Here is a 17,283-nt window from a genome sequence, read left to right on the forward strand (position 1 = left end):
GAGCTTTTCTCCTAAGGGGCCAAGCTCCCCCCGAGCTTGGCCTTTCCCTTTTTGGGCCTGCTCTCGGATTTCTTATTGTCAGCGCGCAGTAGATTTCACAGCGGTATCTGGCAGCCGAAACTGTATTAAAACGGTCTTCTGCAAACCGCGATTGAAGTTGTCATCGGAAATAACGGTGATGATCGTGTCGCCTCGCGCGTCCCGATGCACGCCGATTCCCTCCATATTATCGATGACTTGAGCCATGGTCGCCTCAAGGAGAACCTCTCCTTCAATGGCAGCGCCAGGAGCCAGCTCGCCAGACGCGATCCGTCGAATTCTCATTTTGACGCCCTCGGTCCAGCGAAATCGCCGTTCGAGAACCAAAAGATCACCATCCGGCAAACTCACAGCATCGGTTATGTCGAAGCCACCGATATCCGTGAGCGCAAACGCACGCGCCTTGCCCCCCGTCCAAAGCCAGCCCGTATGTCGCCCCTTCTCGTCATGCATACGCTCGCCAATTGCCACGAGCGCCCCTTTGAATTTGCCTGCTCTAAGCACAGCAATGGCCTCAAAGCCCTTCAAAGACGGCATCCGTCCACGGCTCGTATCTGGCCGAATATATGATGTGGGGGCCGACACACCGTTCGGGCCGATCTGAAAGCGGCCGATCCGGTGGTTCTGTTCGAAAGCGATGAGAAGTTGTCCGCGTTTCGCTGTGCCACTGACAAGCGTCACAGCCTCGGCATCGCGGTCTCTGTTGCGACGTAAGTTCGATCCATCAAGCGCCTTGAGCGGACCGACGCGAACGTCCTCCAACCCGTGAGGAACACCTTCGCGGTATCCAATCCGTCCCGTCATCCATGATCCGGAATCGGAAACCGCAACAAACCCTTTTCCATCAGCATTCAATGCAATCCCGGACCAGCCCCCGAACAACTTGTCCTCGCTGATCAGGCGCAGCCCGCCAATCCATTCCAGTTTGCCGAACGTCCGCCGGCCTATGTCGATGGCATCAAAGCTTGATATCGGCACGGCGCGCACAGCCATGGGACGCACGCTCAGCTTTAAAGTATCGGGCTTGGGAGATGCAGAAACACGCCCGATGCCAGCAAATTGCACACCAGCAGCAAGCATTCCTGCGATGATGGCACTCAATAACAGCCTTGGCCTTACAGGCTTCTTGCCTGCGCATTCAGCGTAGTCAGCCATCAGCTGCCATCACCTCTTCGTCACGCCGTCAAGTCGGGATACGCCCGCGCAATTCTTTAGAAACCGGGCAGCTGCCTCGGCCTTTTTCAGGTCCCTGTGCGCTGCCGCGAACCGCGCGAGCCTTGCGAAGGCCTCTCTGCTGTTTCTTCAAAGAGTTCAACCAGCTTGTCCGTCATGGCACCCGCCAACTCACTGGGATCGGTAATCGTCACAGCGCGACGATAATAGCGCGTCACATCATGCCCGATGCCAATAGCGATCAACTGAACCGGACTCTTGGTCTCGATCTCCTCGATCACGCGCCGAAGATGCATCTCCAGATACTGTCCGGCATTCACGGACAACGTAGAGTCATCAACCGGCGCACCGTCAGAGATCATCATCAGAATGCGGCGTTGTTCCGGCCGCGCTAACAGACGTTTATGCGCCCAGGCCAGCGCTTCACCGTCAATATTTTCCTTGAGAAGTCCTTCACGCATCATCAGCGCGAGCGCTCTCTTTGAGCGCCGCCACGGAGCATCAGCCTTCTTGTAGACGATATGGCGCAAGTCGTTGAGACGTCCGGGGTTGGCCGGTTTGCCATCATTCAACCATTGCTCACGCGACTGACCACCCTTCCAGGCTCGCGTTGTAAAGCCCAGAATTTCGACTTTGACCCCACACCGTTCCAACGTCCGCGCTAGGATGTCGGCACACATCGCCGCAACCATGATCGGCCGGCCACGCATCGACCCGGAATTGTCGAGCAGCAGCGTCACAACCGTGTCGCGGAACTCGGTGTCGCTTTCCTGTTTGAACGAAAGGGGGAACATCGGATCCACGACAACGCGCGTTAGCCGCGCGACATCAAGCACCCCTTCTTCGAGGTCAAAGTTCCAAGCCCGGTTCTGCTGCGCCAGAAGCCGACGTTGCAAACGGTTCGCAAGCCGCGCCACGACGCTCGACAAACTCCGCAGCTCTTTATCGAGAAACCCTCTCAGGCGATCGAGCTCTTCCGGGCTCGACAAGGTATCAGCGGCGACTTCCTCATCGAACTCGCGCGTAAAGACCTTGTAGCCGAACCATTCCGGATCATCGAGAACAGAGACGTTCGGACGCCACGAGTCAGGTGTATCAGCTTCCTCTTCGCTATCGAACTCGCCATCGAATTCTTCAGCAGCCGATTGCTCGCCGCTTTCCTGCATGTCACCGACATCGTTGTCGGAATGCTGCTGCGGTGTCGCCTCGTCCTGGCCGTCGCCTTCTTCCCCAGACTCCTGGTCCTGCTCCTCACCACCCTCGGAATTATCGCGAGCCTCTTCCTGCTCTTCCGTTTCGCTTTGTAATTGCGAAGCGTTGTCCGCGATATCGAGCGCCTCCAGGAGATCGAGCATCACCTGCGCAAAATTCTCCTGATCCTCGACCAGCTCATTCATGCGATCAAGAACGGTCCCAGCGCGTCCTTCAACCCAAGGCCGCCACGCCTCTACGAGACCGCGGGTACTTTCCGGAGGTGCACGACCTGTCAAACGCTCACGTACGATCAGCGCCAACGCTTGATCAAGCGGCCCATCCTCGCGGCTTTGCAGCACCGCAAAACGCCCATGCGAATAAAAATCTTCAATCTTGGCGGCGAGATTATTGGCCATACCGGGCATGCGGGATGCACCGACTGCCTCGACGCGGGCCTGTTCCACAGCCTCAAAGACGGCCCGTGCATCACCCTGGGTCGGCGCGAGTTTGAGATGCAAACGCTGATCGTGGCACGCTGCTTGGAGCGCTAGCGAGTCCGCCCAACCGCGCATAACCGCGATTTCACGCTTGTCGGGCAAACGCGACGGCTCAGGCAGCTTAATCGAGGTTTCCGTGATCTGCGGCCCACCCGGACCAAAATCCACCCCGATATCGCGCTTCCCCGCAACCGCACGCGCGCACGTCGCGACAGCGCGTTTCAGCGGCTCGACAGGGGCCTGCTTTTTGTTCGAGCGGCCTGCCATCTGGCGCCTCAGCCCAAAGCTACGTTGGCGGCGCTTTCCGGCAGGTCTTCACCGAACGAACGCTGATAGAATTCAGCCACCACAGGACGTTCCAACTCGTCGCATTTGTTCAGGAATGAGAGCCGGAACGCAAAGCCGACATCATTGAAGATCTCAGCATTCTCAGCCCACGTGATAACCGTACGCGGACTCATCACCGTCGACAGGTCACCGTTGATGAACGCCTGGCGTGTGAGATCGGCGACGCGCACCATGTTGCTGATCGTCTTACGCGACTCAGCCGACTTGGCCATCGACTTGACCTTCGAAAGGATGATCGCGACCTCATCGTCATGCGGCAGATAGTTCAACGTGACAACGATCGACCAACGGTCCATCTGACCTTGGTTGATCTGCTGCGTACCGTGATAGAGACCCGAGGTGTCACCAAGCCCGATCGTGTTTGTCGTCGAGAACAGTCGGAACGCCGGATGCGGCCGGATCACTTTCGACTGATCTAGGAGCGTCAGCTTGCCGGACACTTCCAAAACACGCTGAATAACGAACATAACATCTGGCCGGCCGGCATCGTATTCATCGAAGACCAAAGCCGTATTCGACTGCAGCGCATACGGCAGGATGCCTTCGCGAAACTCAGTGATTTGTTTGCCGTCCTTAAGGACAATCGCATCCTTACCGACAAGATCGATACGCGAAACATGGCTATCCAGATTCACCCGGATGCAAGGCCAGTTGAGGCGTGCCGCAACCTGCTCGATGTGCGTAGACTTACCCGTACCGTGATAGCCCTGGATCATCACGCGCCGATTGTGTTTGAAGCCTGCCAGAATGGCGAGCGTCACGTCGCGATTGAAGACATAGTCTGCGTCAACGTCAGGAACGTGTTCATTCGACTTCGCGTACGCGGGGACCTCAAGATCGCTATCGATCCCGAAGACCTGACGCGCCGAAACCGTCATATCGGGCAAGAGTGTATCTGCTGAACTCGTATCTAATGATTGCACGGGCATAATTGATTAGCTCGATCCAGTTTGTTTTCCGGGACTGGCAAGGAGAAGTCTTGACAGATTGAGTTTGAAGGCCCTGAGCGTGGGCAGCCATCACGGCGCTCTAAACAAGACCGACCTGTTTCAAGTAGTTATAGGCTTGAATGATCTCACGCAACTTGTCCTCTGAGCGACGGTCTCCGCCATTAGCATCAGGGTGGTGCTCTTTAACCAGGGCCTTGAACTTCGCCTTGATCTCTTCCTTCGTTGCAGATTGCGTCAGGTGCAGAGCATCAAGAGACTTCTTTTCCATCGGCTTCAGCTTACGCCGGCGCTCGGGTGCCTCCTTGCGCGCTTGTTGTGCGCGCCAGGCAAAAAAGCCATGCGGATCACGGGCTCGGCTCTCCGCGCTCTCAGGCGCGTGCTCGGCTTCCCGCTCACCATTCCCTTCAAATGCCGGGTTGTCACCCATCTTCCAGGTCGGGCGATGGCCTGTCATCGCATCCTTCTGGAATTTGGCTACTTCGGTGTCCGACATTCCGTCAAAGTAGTTGTATGATGCGTTGTATTGGCGCACATGATCGACGCAGAAGAGATAGTATTCACCGTCGCGGCCACGCCCCATCGGCGCACGATGGCGGCCGGCCTTGTCGCAGCCCTTCCATTGGCACGTCGGGGCCCCGGCAGTATGCTGCACAGGATCGTTCGCCGACCTGCTACGCTTGGGTGCGACGCGGATTGAATCGAAGTATTTCGAACCGAGCTTCATGGACCGAAGTATGATCTTTCGTTAGGGGGTGCACAAGGTTACAGGGGCGACACCCAGCGACGAAGTAAGTGCCTGAAATTCATTCAGACCGCGTAATTCCTACACAACAACTAAGAGGACAAGAATGAGCATCGAAAGTCAGATGCGTGAGAAGCTGTTGATCGCTTTGGAACCAACGCGATTAGATATCATAAACGAGAGCGAACTGCATGCCGGTCACCGCTCATCACCAGGCACCGGAAACAGCCATTTTCGCCTACTCATTGTCTCCCCCGTCTTCGCTGGTAAAAGCCGCGTTGATCGACATCGTCTAGTAAACACGATTTTAGCCGATGAACTCGCCGGCAGCGTCCACGCCCTCGCTATGAAAACCTATGCGCCGGGCGAACAGCTCACCTGACATTTATGCAAAGCTTTGAGCCGCCTACCGCGCGGCAGGCGGCTCAACCGAAGCTTCAGCTCCACCGACCGCTCCGGCATCCGACTCAAGCGGCTTCACCCTGAGCGCCGCGATCCGGTTGCGATTCTTGCGCAGAATTTCGAAGCGATAACCGTAGAACGTGAAAACTTGTCCCGGCTCCGGAATGGTCTGCGCCTCGTGAATCACAAGTCCAGCAACCGTGGTCGCCTCATCGTCGGGCAGATCCCAGTCCATAAACCGGTTGAGATCGCGGATTGGCACAGAGCCATCGACGTTGACGGTATCATCGGCTTGCGGGCGAATGCCCATCTCCGGCGCGTCGTGTTCATCAACGATCTGTCCGACAATCTCCTCAAGAATATCTTCGAGCGTAATGAGACCTTGAACTTCACCGTACTCATCCACGACCAAAGACATCTGTAACTTTTGTTTCAGGAACTGATTGAGTTGCTCCTTAAGCGTCGTCGTATCGGGAACAAACCAGGGCTGCGAAGCGAAACTCAGAAGGTTGAGTTTCGTGACATCCCAGTCGACCTCGCTTAGCGCCGTCAAAAGATCTTTCGTATGCAGAATGCCGACGATATTCTCGGGCTCATCCTTCCATATAGGAACGCGTGAGTACTGCGCCTTCACCACTTCTTCGACGATCTTTTCCGGCGGATCGTCCGCATTTACCATTTCCATCTTTGTCCGATGGATCATGATATCGGCCACTTGCAAGCTGCTGAGATCAAGGATACCGCCAAGCATATGAGCATCGCCCTTGGCGACAGCACCTCCCTTGGTCTGGAGCTGAATCGTGCCTCGGATCTCTTGGTGCGCCGAAAGAATGTTAGCGTCGTCGTCCTCCCGTGTTGGAGTGAGCGAGAGAATAGCGCTGACAACAAGTTCCACCGCCCGAGTAAAAGGCCAGAGAGCCACGATCAAAAATTTCATGATCGGTGCTACAGCCAGCGAGATACGGTCAGCGTAAACGAGCGCGTACGTTTTCGGCAGCACCTCTGAAAAAATGACGACGAGCAACGTGATCGCAAGCGTCGCATAAGCGACGCCTACTTCCCCGAACAGATTAATGAGCAGGCTTGTCGCCAACGCCGAAGCAAGAATGTTGACGAGGTTATTGCTGAGCAACACCGTCCCGATGATGCGTTCCGGTGCAGCCAGCATCTGATTGATCATCTGCGCCCGTACATTACCTTCGCTCTCCAAAGCATGCATGCGCGCGCGCGACGCTGTCGTCAGGGCTGTCTCAGAACCTGAAAAGAAGGCCGAGAGCGCCAACAGAAGAAATATGGCAAGAAGGGTGAGGAGGAGTTCTATGGCCATGTCTCTTTATGGGTTTGCATGATGCGTTTAAAGTCGGCGATAATCGGTATTCGTACGTAGCGGACTGACGTAAGGTCCACGCACGGAACTCGCAAGCTTACGCCCCGGAAAAAGAAGACGTCGGCCCCTTGAGAACCGCAAACATCTCAGAGCCGTTCAAGCCTGTGCCCCGATATTCTCATCCAGGAATGCCGCTACGTCGTCACGTCCGACATCTCGCGTAACGAACGCTTGGCCGATGCCCCGGACAAGTACGAATGTCAAAAGTCCATCTTGTACTTTCTTGTCCTGCTCCATGAGTTGCAGGAGCCGCGCTGGCGTCGGCATCTCCCCACCGGGAATATCGCTGATCCGCGTCGGTAACCCAGCCGCCGCAAGGTGCGCAGTAACACGTGCTGCCGTTCCTGGAGCACAAAGCTTCAGTTTCTCCGACAAACGGAACGCGAGGCACATTCCAATCGAAACGCCTTCGCCATGAAGCAGGCGATCAGAATATCCCGTCCACGCTTCCAAAGCATGTCCGAATGTGTGCCCGAGGTTGAGCAAGGCCCGCTCGCCCGCTTCGCGTTCATCCGCAATAACGATACGCGCCTTCATAGCAACGCTTGTCTCGATCGCATGCAGACGCGCTGGCAAGTCACCGTCGAACAGCTTTGACGCATTCGCTTCAAGCCAGTCGAAGAAGTCCGCGTTGCCCAAGAGACCGTACTTGGCAACTTCGGCATAACCTGCGCGAAGCTCTCGATCCGGCAACGTTTCTAAAACATCGGTGTCAATGATCACGAGGCTGGGTTGATGAAACGTACCGATCAGATTCTTGCCCTGCGGCGTATTGATCCCGGTCTTTCCGCCAACCGATGAATCGACCTGGGCAAGCAGAGAGGTGGGAACCTGCACAAAACGTACGCCGCGCCGCAGGATAGAAGCAGCGAAACCAGCGAGATCGCCGATCACGCCACCGCCCAGCGCAACCACCATATCGCCCCGCTCAAGCTCCATTTCCAGAAGCTGCTCGCACAGCGGAGCCAATTGCGAGAAACTCTTCGACGCCTCACCGGCCGGCAAGACGATCGAGCCCTTCCACCGACCTTCAGCCTTAAGGCTCGCCTCGAGTTCACCCAGATGGTACGCGGCGACATTTGCATCGGTCACGATGCCACAACGCCCCTTACCGAGCCGGCCTGCGATCAGTCGACCACCCTGCCCCAGCTGGCCGGGCCCGAGCAAAATATCATAGGCGCGTCCTGGCAGCGCGACGCTCACCGTCCGTGAAACGTTCTGAGTTGCAGCGAGTGAATTGACGACAGTCGGCATAAAAGTTTCCGAGTTGGCTGGCGACAGAGCGGCACCAGCTTAAGTTAGGGAGATAAGGCAGCTGTTCCTATCAGACACCGGGCTGCGCTGCCAGAATAGGCGATTTCAGCAGTAAATTGATGATCTGGGTCACGATCTGATCATGCGGCTCATCACGACTTTCGGCGACAAGATCCGCCTCGGCATAGATCGGGGACCGCTCCTTAAGCAGCCGCTTCATAACAGCTTCCGGGTTGTCACCACGCAGAAGCGGTCGGCTGTCGCGGCGTCCGACACGGCGCAAAAGCACTGGTAAATCGGCCTTGAGCCAGACCGAAACCCCATTTTCACGGATGGCATCCCGCGTCTGGGCATTCATGAATGCCCCACCACCCGTTGCAAGCACCTGGGGTCCACCACTCAGAAGGCGGGCGATGACCTTACGCTCTCCTTCACGGAAGTGCTCTTCACCGTGATCTTGAAATATCTCCGAGATGCTCTTGCCTGCTGCCTTTTCGATTTCGTCGTCGGCATCAGCAAAAGGCAAACCGAGCCGCTGAGCCAGACGGCGGCCAATTGCCGTCTTGCCGCATCCCATCATGCCAACCATCACGATCGACCGCTCACCGAGCGCCACGCGCAGTTTCTCGATTTGCGCCGCATCCATTCGCTTCGCCCGTCGCTGCAGACCGATTCGGATCATCGAATCCTGGCCCCTTGCACGGATGCTAAGCTGCCCTGTTTGCGAGAATCGAACCGACAATACATAATTGCTATCCTAACTGTTGCTGATCGGCTCTTCATCGCCACCAGCCGAAGATGGTAACCCACCATCGCGACGGCGCGCCATACTGCAGCCAATATAAACCGACAAGAAATTGATCGGGAGCAGACTAATCCAATGCCCACTCTTTTTCGATTTTTGTTCGTCACGGGAACGCTCGTCGCCGCCGTGTTTGCCGGGCTTTATATTCTGGCGACCCGCTTCGAGCCCGAACCACGCCATACGGTCTACCGTCTCCAGGACGTCAAGACGAACGGGCCCATGCCGACGCGGGAATCGCCGTCTGCGGACAATACCGGAGCGGCAAACCAGAACGAGGGTGCAAAGGATGCCGGAACTCCACCCCCTGCGCAAACGGAGTAGCACCACCGTGCATTCGTCGCTAGCCGGCCCCAAAAACCTTTCTGTTCTTACTCTTATAGCTCTTTCCGCATTTGTGCTGCCGGCCCAGGCTCAAGAAGGCTGGCCATGGCAGAACGAGCCGCGATATGACCGTCAACGCGCGCCTGCGGAACGTCCAACAGTTCCCGATTACGACACTCCGTATATGAAGCCGACGGGAACAGAACCGCCCAACAGCGGCTGGCAGGCACCTGCCGAAACACAACGTGGGCCCTCACAGCGCCCGCCGGCGAGTTATCAAGAAGGTCCGGCATTCCGCCCCCCTGTCACAGTCGAAAGTTCCGATCTGGCACCGGTAATGGCGGGCGATGGTTCGGGCTTACCTTATGAACTTTGGAACGGACTCGATTCAGCAACCTTCGAAAAGCTGCTCGCAGACATAGAGATCCCCCCCCGGTCAAACGCACTTCACGGCCTCTGGCGCCGGTTGATGACAGCGGAAATTCGCGCCACCGGAGCAGGCGATGGAGAGAGATTTGAAGCCATACGTTTGGAAGCGCTCTATCGCTCGGGCCTGACCGCAGACATGCAGCGCCTCATGCAATCATCCGCAACAAGCACACCAAGCCCGGCTATCTCCGTGCTCTTGGCCCGCGCCGCCATCGCTGACGGCAATGATGACGAAGCCTGCAGCCAGACGCAGGGCTTTTTGCGCGACCTGGGACGCATGCCGCGGATGCTTGCCGGCGAAGCGGTGATGATCTCAGGCTATTGTGTGACCCGCTCAGGCAATTCCAGCGCGGCTGGCGTAGCCGCAGGTTTTGCCCGCGAACAAGGCGTTGAGGAAGGAGCGGGACTGGCCGCCCTCGACGCGATCGCCCACGGCGGCAAGCCAAAGCTGAAATCTGGTCACCCTGTTTCGCTGATTGATTACAAGCTGCTTGCGAAAGCCGGTTACACTGACATCTCCGGTCTATTGCCAGGCGCTTCCCCGGCCCTGCTCGTCGCCCTCACGCGCGATCCGCAAGCCTCTTCAGACGTGCATCTGTCAGCCGGCGAGGCTGCGGCCCGGCTCAACGCAATAACGGCTGAAGAGCTCAGCGCGATTTACCGCAGAGCCGCGATGTCGGCGGCAACAACGGCCCAGGCCACTCCGCAAGCCGCAGGTGGAGGGTTCGGCTCTCAAAACCCTCATGTTGCGGCCGGAACGCCAGCTTATCGCGCCATACTCTTCCTGCAGGCGGAAACAGAGCAGACGCCATTCCGCAAGGTGCGCGCGATCCGCACGTACCTGGACGAAGCCCGCCGCGCCAATCTTTATATCCCGGCTCTCCAAACGATGGGGCCGGCCGTCCAATCGATGCGGCCCGTGCCGGAAATCAGCTGGTTCTCTGAAACCGCCATTGAAGTCCTATTGGCGAGCAATGAACCTCAAGTCGCCCGATCATGGCTGAACTTGAGCGATCCGGCGGACCCACGCGCGGCAGGCCAGCTCAATCATTGGCGCGCCTTGATCGATATTTCAGACGTGAATGGCGCCCGCCACGGCCAAAGCTTGGCAGCACTTGAGCATCTCGCTTTACGCGGCGTTTTTGTTCCCGATCAGTTGCATCGTATTGCCACAGTCCTCGACGCCCTGGACTACCAGATCCCCATTCCACTCTGGGAAGCGGCGAGCCGCACACCTCAGCCGTCAACAGGCCATCTACCTGAAACCGGCGTACTTTCCAGGCTCCAGAACGCCGCGAAAGCTAAGGAATTCGGCCGGACCGTACTCCTGACTATGAACGCCCTCGGCCCCAAGGGAGCCGAAGGAGCACATATGATCGCGCTTGGTGATGCCATCCGTGCCCTCAAAAGTGCGGGCTTGGAGGCTGAAGCCCGCCGTCTCGGCTTTGAAGCGCTGTTTCCGGCTTGGCCACGCCAGGTCAGCGGTTAGCTGCGGAGAAGCGCTCAATGACTGCGCCCATATCCGCTGAAGACCGCGGCCAGATCGATGAATTTTTGCAAATGCTGTCAGCCGAACGTGGGGCTGCAGCAAACACCCTGGCCGCCTACCAGCGCGACTTGCATGATGCCTGCCACTTTTTCGCAGCCAACAACTGCAGGCTCGTCTCAGTCTCACCAGACAACATCCGCGCCTACCTGACGTCCCTTTCAGCTGCAGGGCTATCGCCAGCCTCCAGAGCGCGGCGACTGTCGTCGTTGCGCCAGTTGTTTCGCTTCCTGACGGCGGAAGGCAGGGTCCCGGAAGACCCAAGTCACGGCGTTGCCGCCCCCAAATCGGGCCGCCGCCTTCCCAAAACGCTCACCGTCGAAGAAGTCGATGGCCTGATCGACGCAGCGCGCCGTCGAACGGAAGGCACATCCGGCATCGAACGCATGCGCGCTCTGCGGTTACACTGTCTGATCGAACTGCTGTACGCCACTGGACTTCGCGTTAGCGAGCTTGTCTCACTTCCGCGTACAGTTTTGCGCGGCGATGATCGGATGCTGACGATCAAGGGCAAAGGCGGCCGTGAACGTCTCGTGCCTTTGAATTCCGGGGCTCGCACCGCGCTTCAACGCTATTTGTCCATCGGCGAGGAGGAGCACGCGGCTCTCTCAGCGACGGTCGCAACGCGCTGGCTGTTTCCATCAAAAAGCGACACGGGCCATTTGACGCGCCAACGGTTCGCTCAAGATTTGAAAGAGCTGGCAGTGGCGGCCGGATTGGCGCCCGAGAGCGTCAGCCCCCATGTTCTACGCCACGCCTTCGCCAGCCATCTCCTGGATCGCGGGGCCGATCTGCGCGCCGTTCAGCAACTTCTTGGACACGCAGACATTTCAACAACCGAGATCTACACCCACGTTCTCGAAGAACGTTTGAAGAAACTGGTCAAGGAACACCATCCGTTGGCCCGCCGCGAACCCTGACGGTCAGTCGATTTACCATGGTCGAAATCACCGCCTCAGAAAGCTGATGCTGCGCCGCACGAATGCTATCATGTCAATGGTTGCGGCACTCACGGGGTCTCGGTCTTGACACCAACCCCGGACAAAAGTGTATCTGCCCGCACACAAGTACGATGAGCGAGCCTGAACTGAGGCTCCGCGACGTCATTGAAAGGTCCGTTCCGTTGGAAAACAGCTCGCCTGTCCGCACGTATCTCGACTTCGAAAAGCCGATCGCAGAACTCGATAAAAAGATCCACGAACTCAAGACGTTGATCGGGGATGATACGAACGAGTCTATGCGCGGAGAAATCGAGAAACTGGAGGAAAAAGCGCGCACGGCCCTCGCTGAAACTTACGCCAAACTTACGCCTTGGCAGAAGACTCTCGTGGCCCGCTACACCGAGCGGCCACACTGCCTCGACTATATCAACGGCCTTATCGAAGATTTCACGCCGCTTGCAGGCGATCGATACTTCGCGGAAGACGAAGCAATCGTTGGTGGCGTAGGCACCTTCCGCGGCCGTTCCGTCATGGTCATGGGCCACGAAAAGGGCTCGGATACAGAAAGCCGGATCAAACACAATTTCGGCATGGCCATGCCGGAAGGCTACCGCAAAGCCGTCCGCTTAATGGAAATGGCTGACCAGTTCTCGCTTCCCATCATCACGCTCGTGGACACAGCCGGTGCCTATCCCGGCATCGGGGCGGAAGAGCGCGGTCAGGCCGAAGCCATTGCCCGGTCCACCGATTGTTGCCTGAAACTCGGCGTTCCGATTGTCAGCGTCGTTATCGGCGAAGGCGGATCCGGCGGTGCTGTGGCGATCGCGACGGCCAACACCATACTTATGCTCGAACACGCCATTTACTCGGTGATTTCACCAGAGGGTGCCGCTTCAATCATTTGGCGAGACGCCGAAAAGAAGGAAGAAGCCGCCACTGCAATGAAAATCACAGCTCAGGACCTTGAGGAACTCGGCGTGATCGACGGTATCATTGCCGAACCCGTAGGCGGCGCGCATCGCGACCCCAAAGGGGTCATCGACGCAACAGGAACGGCAATTGCGCTGGCCCTGGCGGGCTTTGAAACCATGACGCCCGATCAGATCCGTCGGCACCGTCGTGACCGCTTCTTGCAAATGGGCCGCAACCTGTAGTCCGCACAACACCCTTACCTGAGGCGAAACAGCTGCAGCAGCGCGCCTCCAGAGGTAGGTTATTCTCATAAGTTACAAAGCGTTACGTGATGGGTTGACCCCAATTCCGCCTACAGACCGCCGCATTCCTAAGCTCATTTCTGAGCAGGGAACGAATCATTGCGCATCCGCCCAATCATCGCTAATCTCATGCGCGTTAACATTTTGTTAACCGTTACGAATCGAAGGTGATCGGCGTGCGCCAGGGGCACTGCGTCATGAGTCTGATCATCACTGATATGTTGAAAATGTTGCGCGCTATCACGCTCGTTGCAGCATGCGGCTTATTATTGGCTGCGTGCGCAAATGCACCTCAAATCCCACCCGCCGAACAGCCATTGTCACGTCCCGCCATGATGTTGATGGGACACAAGGGCATGGAAGTGGGCTCACCGATCTTTATTCGGATCTTTAAGCAGGAATCCGAACTTGAGGTCTGGAAGGCCCGCGATGACGGCCGGTTCTACCATTACAAAACTTACCCAATATGTAATTGGTCCGGCGAACTGGGGCCGAAGGTGAAGCAGGGCGACAAACAAGCGCCGGAGGGCTTCTACACCGTAGCCAGCGGCCAGATGAACCCGAACTCGAGCTTCCACATCGCGTTCAATCTAGGTTACCCCAACGCCTACGACCGCGCTCACAACCGGACCGGAGACTTCCTCATGGTCCACGGCAAGTGCCGTTCAGCAGGCTGTTACGCCATGACAGACGCGCTGATTGAGGAAATCTACGCCCTGGCCCGCGAAGCATTCCGCGGAGGTCAGGAGAGGATTGAGGTTCACGCGTTTCCATTCCGCATGACCGACGCCAACATGGAACTTCACCGCGATAACAAGTGGTACAAGTTCTGGAGGACGCTGAAGGAAGGATACGACCACTTCGAAGTGCATCGCATCCCGCCGACGGTCGCCGTTTGTAATCGCAACTATATCGTCAATGTTCACCTGCCCCAAAACAGCAGGATTGATCCCATCGGTCACTGCCCACGCTTCATGCGGCCGCAGATTGAGCCGTTTGTCCCGAGAAGCTCCACGGAACAGCAAATCGCGCTGGAACGGTACACCGCACCCGGCCAGCGCATGCGCACCGCAGCTTCGGAAACGCAATCGCCAATTGCAACGGGAGCCATCGGCACAGGCCCAAAATTTGGCCTTGGCATCGCATCCAGTGGCTATACGCAATCACCGCCCTCCGCGGCGCTAGGCTTCAACCAGTAAGCCGCTCGCAACGCAATCCCACCCAGGGTCATTTGACCTACCCTGGGTGGGATGTTTCTTTTCCGGACGAGTATTCCCGCGAGGTTTCCTCGAGAGATGACCCGCAAGTCCGAAAATCGAGAACCACGGCCCCGTCGCCGCCCCGGAGCGGCACTGTTCGTCCTTGGTACCATCCTTATATTGCTAGGTGCCGTTTTCGTGCGCCAGCATTGGACCACGCTCTCCGCTCATCACGACGACGTTGTTCTTCAAGGAGAACGCCTCTGGCGCAAAGCGTTTGCCCGCTTCGGGCTACCGCTCCCGAGAACCCCGGACCTGAATTCGCTCGAGGCCCGCCTTCAAGATGCCGGATTAAAACTCGGCGATCCAATTTTTATGCGGATCTTCAAGCGTGAGTTTCTGCTCGAAATCTGGATGCAGCGAGACGGCAAGTTTCAGCGCTTCGCCACATATCCCATCTGCCGATACTCCGGACAGCTCGGACCAAAACTGAAGCAAGGCGACCACCAGTCACCCGAAGGCATCTATACGGTTTCCTCGGGTCAGCTTAATCCGGCGAGCCGTTGGCATCGCTCCTTCAACCTCGGCTTTCCCAATGCGTTCGATCGCAGTCACGACCGCACAGGCACCTTTCTGATGGTCCACGGCGGATGTTCTTCGATCGGATGCTACGCAATGACCAACGATGTGATTGATGAGATCTGGGAGATCGTCACCTCGGCGCTGAAAAGCGGTCAACCGCGCTTCCAGGTGCAGATTTTTCCTTTCCGCATGACTTCAGAAGCAATCGAAGCACGCGCCGATCACAAATGGGCACCGTTCTGGCGTGATTTGAAACACGCCCACGACCTCTTCGAGAAGACGCAAATCCCGCCACGCGTGGCCATCTGCCGTAAACGCTACGTCGCCACACCCGGCGTCGAGCGCTCCGATGGATCAGCCACGATCGGCGAATCCTGCGCAACGCAGAACGCGGTCGTTACCAATTGAACGCCATGCCCGCTGCATCTTGTGTGGAAGCCCGCATAGATTGAACCGGCGGCTTCGTTAAGCATTGTTCAATGAAATCGTCACAATGCTTCAGCATTTGGTGTGCACTTGGCAGTACCCTTGATAGCGCCGGACGCCGCCTTACGCGCAGACCGGCATGAGAAGGAACAGGCAGTGTCTAGATCCACATGGTCCTGCTTCGCTTATGCGCGTTCAGTCAAACCTCTGGCTGTCGGCTTGGTCGGCTTGTCTGTCGCCATCCTGATCCTCTTAGGCGCAATACCGCGCGCTTACGCAATTTCAATCGAGCTCAAAGGTGCAGCGCCTGACCGCATCGAGCGGCAACGCCAAGCTGCCAACGGCGACCTCCCCCTCCCGTCGACGCCTAATGTAGGGAAGCTAGACGAACGACTCGCGAACAAGCAATTGACACGCGGAGACCCCGTCCTCTTGCGCATCTTCAAGGACGAGTCCGAATTCGAAATCTGGATGAAGAAGGACAATCGCTACGTCCACTTCGCAACGTATCCCATTTGCCATTGGTCCGGTGACCTCGGGCCGAAACTTGTGGAAGGCGACAAGCAAAGTCCTGAAGGTTTTTACACCATAACCCGCAAGCGCCTCCACCGCAGCGGACGCTGGCCGCGGTCTTTCAATCTGGGCTTTCCCAACGTTTTAGACCGTTCGCTGCTGCGGACGGGGTCTTACTTGCTCATTCACGGAGGCTGTTCCTCTGTTGGCTGCTACGCCATGACCGACGCGGTCATGACCGAAATCTTCGGTCTTGTGTACGACGCCATAAAGGCGGGACAGGACTACGTGCCGGTTCATGTCTTTCCCTTCCGCATGACCAACGAGAATCTCGCAAGTCACGTTGAGAGTGAGTGGCGTGACTTTTGGATCAACTTGAAGGAAGGCTACGATTCCTTTGAGCGCACGCGGCTCCCCCCACGGATCAGCGTATGCAATGGTCGCTACAGCATTCTCGATGCCGCCCCCGGGGAGGGGGGCGCTCACCCCCCTTTAGCCGTGTGCGGCGAGACAGCCGCAGTTCTTCAGGCAGAGGAGACATTACAAAATATTGTCCACCAGCCCTCCCGTTGGAAAGCGTTGTCCGTGGAGGAACAGAGGCTGGTCGCACTGCTGCCGTTACCGATCGAGACGATAGCCGCCCAGCACTTAGCCGCTAAATCTACCAATACGAAATCGCGTCCTCCGCGTGCGGTGGCCGCCGCCCCCCTTCCCCGTCTTCAGTGCAATCTGGGCTTGGCGAGCTGTCGCCGTTTCCTGGCTTTGCAGCAACGAAGCTACCAAGTGCGCACCACCAAGGGCAAAACAGGTGTCGCAACGGCGCGTTCAAATCGCAACTAGGACGAGCCGGTAGAAACCGAAAATATGGCGCATCAATATTCAGTGAAAAGCAATTGTGTTCCTTAGGAAACTGAACCAACCGGCGCACGTGACCTTATATCTGAATATCAGACACAAGGTTTCGCTCCCGAAGAGGAACAGGTAATGCAAATTTGGAAATCCACACTCGTCCTGGCATGCGCGGCAACGCTGCCGATCTTTGCAGCGGCGACACCTGCTGCCGCAAAGATCCGATGTGACGGCGCGTATCAGATTGTCAACGGGTCCCTGATCGCAACACCCTACTGCGGCGATAATTATCTCGCGTCGGTCGCCCAGAGTTACGGTAGCCACGTCTCAGCCCGCGCAATCCGTAACAACCCGAGTAAGAAGGAAGAAGTCTGCAGACTAGTCGGACATGACACGCGCGTTCAGGATATCTGCGCACCCTACACCAACTTTGGCGATCACGGCCGGCGCAGATAATCAGCGCCCGCTAGGA

General features: G+C 57.4%; 16 protein-coding genes. 9 read left to right on the plus strand and 7 right to left on the minus strand.

Features of this window, described 5'->3' with window-relative positions; all coding sequences use genetic code 11:
- Positions 1-78: 78 nt before the first annotated feature.
- From YBN1229_RS03485 to YBN1229_RS03500, 4 genes are all read right to left on the minus strand, one after another.
- Positions 79-1,194 (minus strand): esterase-like activity of phytase family protein, encoded by a 1,116-nt coding sequence (locus YBN1229_RS03485; RefSeq protein WP_052743665.1) that lies wholly within the window; start codon positions 1,192-1,194, stop codon positions 79-81.
- An 86-nt stretch (positions 1,195-1,280) separates the two neighbouring features.
- On the minus strand, positions 1,281-3,170 hold the full coding sequence (gene cobT / locus YBN1229_RS03490; protein WP_046476712.1) for a cobaltochelatase subunit CobT: 1,890 nt from the start codon (positions 3,168-3,170) through the stop codon (positions 1,281-1,283).
- A gap of 8 nt (positions 3,171-3,178) precedes the next feature.
- Positions 3,179-4,180 (minus strand): cobaltochelatase subunit CobS, encoded by a 1,002-nt coding sequence (cobS, locus tag YBN1229_RS03495; RefSeq protein WP_046476714.1) that lies wholly within the window; start codon positions 4,178-4,180, stop codon positions 3,179-3,181.
- Between the two features lie 100 nt (positions 4,181-4,280).
- Positions 4,281-4,925 (minus strand): J domain-containing protein, encoded by a 645-nt coding sequence (locus YBN1229_RS03500; protein WP_046476716.1) that lies wholly within the window; start codon positions 4,923-4,925, stop codon positions 4,281-4,283.
- 124 nt (positions 4,926-5,049) lie between these two features.
- On the opposite strand from YBN1229_RS03500, the gene YBN1229_RS03505 reads away from it, so the two are divergent.
- Entirely contained in the window at positions 5,050-5,325 is a 276-nt protein-coding gene (locus YBN1229_RS03505; RefSeq protein WP_046476718.1) for a BolA family protein, read from the plus strand.
- 24 nt (positions 5,326-5,349) lie between these two features.
- Here YBN1229_RS03505 and YBN1229_RS03510 read toward each other — a convergent pair whose 3' ends face one another.
- The 3 genes from YBN1229_RS03510 to YBN1229_RS03520 form a co-directional block, all read right to left on the minus strand.
- Positions 5,350-6,672 (minus strand): HlyC/CorC family transporter, encoded by a 1,323-nt coding sequence (locus tag YBN1229_RS03510; RefSeq protein ID WP_046476721.1) that lies wholly within the window; start codon positions 6,670-6,672, stop codon positions 5,350-5,352.
- Between the two features lie 156 nt (positions 6,673-6,828).
- On the minus strand, positions 6,829-7,986 hold the full coding sequence (gene aroB / locus YBN1229_RS03515) for a 3-dehydroquinate synthase (protein WP_046476723.1): 1,158 nt from the start codon (positions 7,984-7,986) through the stop codon (positions 6,829-6,831).
- Between the two features lie 70 nt (positions 7,987-8,056).
- Positions 8,057-8,668, minus strand: a complete 612-nt coding sequence (locus tag YBN1229_RS03520) for a shikimate kinase (RefSeq protein WP_244464998.1) — start codon at positions 8,666-8,668, stop codon at positions 8,057-8,059.
- A 198-nt stretch (positions 8,669-8,866) separates the two neighbouring features.
- On the opposite strand from YBN1229_RS03520, the gene YBN1229_RS19105 reads away from it, so the two are divergent.
- The 8 genes from YBN1229_RS19105 (at position 8,867) to YBN1229_RS03560 (ending at position 17,267) form a co-directional block, all read left to right on the plus strand.
- A complete protein-coding gene (locus YBN1229_RS19105; protein WP_046476725.1) occupies positions 8,867-9,112 on the plus strand; it encodes a hypothetical protein in 246 nt (81 codons plus the stop codon).
- A gap of 7 nt (positions 9,113-9,119) precedes the next feature.
- Complete coding sequence (locus tag YBN1229_RS03530; RefSeq protein ID WP_052743666.1) at positions 9,120-11,030, plus strand: hypothetical protein; 1,911 nt, start codon at positions 9,120-9,122, stop codon at positions 11,028-11,030.
- Between the two features lie 17 nt (positions 11,031-11,047).
- Entirely contained in the window at positions 11,048-12,007 is a 960-nt protein-coding gene (gene xerD / locus YBN1229_RS03535) for a site-specific tyrosine recombinase XerD (RefSeq protein WP_046476727.1), read from the plus strand.
- Positions 12,008-12,159: 152 nt separating this feature from the next.
- Positions 12,160-13,182, plus strand: a complete 1,023-nt coding sequence (locus YBN1229_RS03540) for an acetyl-CoA carboxylase carboxyltransferase subunit alpha (RefSeq protein ID WP_046476729.1) — start codon at positions 12,160-12,162, stop codon at positions 13,180-13,182.
- A 257-nt stretch (positions 13,183-13,439) separates the two neighbouring features.
- Positions 13,440-14,441: a L,D-transpeptidase family protein gene (locus YBN1229_RS03545; protein WP_052743667.1), complete on the plus strand. Its 1,002-nt coding sequence runs from the start codon at positions 13,440-13,442 to the stop codon at positions 14,439-14,441.
- Between the two features lie 96 nt (positions 14,442-14,537).
- Positions 14,538-15,431, plus strand: a complete 894-nt coding sequence (locus YBN1229_RS03550) for a L,D-transpeptidase family protein (RefSeq protein WP_046476730.1) — start codon at positions 14,538-14,540, stop codon at positions 15,429-15,431.
- Positions 15,432-15,605: 174 nt separating this feature from the next.
- Positions 15,606-16,802 (plus strand): L,D-transpeptidase family protein, encoded by a 1,197-nt coding sequence (locus tag YBN1229_RS19030; protein ID WP_052743668.1) that lies wholly within the window; start codon positions 15,606-15,608, stop codon positions 16,800-16,802.
- 144 nt (positions 16,803-16,946) lie between these two features.
- The gene (locus YBN1229_RS03560; RefSeq protein ID WP_052743669.1) at positions 16,947-17,267 is read left to right on the plus strand and encodes a hypothetical protein; all 321 of its coding nucleotides are present in this window, start codon (positions 16,947-16,949) and stop codon (positions 17,265-17,267) included.
- The last annotated feature ends 16 nt before the right edge of the window (positions 17,268-17,283 follow it).

Origin of the sequence: Candidatus Filomicrobium marinum (genome assembly GCF_000981545.1) — a bacterium.
Lineage (GTDB): Bacteria > Pseudomonadota > Alphaproteobacteria > Rhizobiales > Hyphomicrobiaceae > Filomicrobium > Filomicrobium insigne.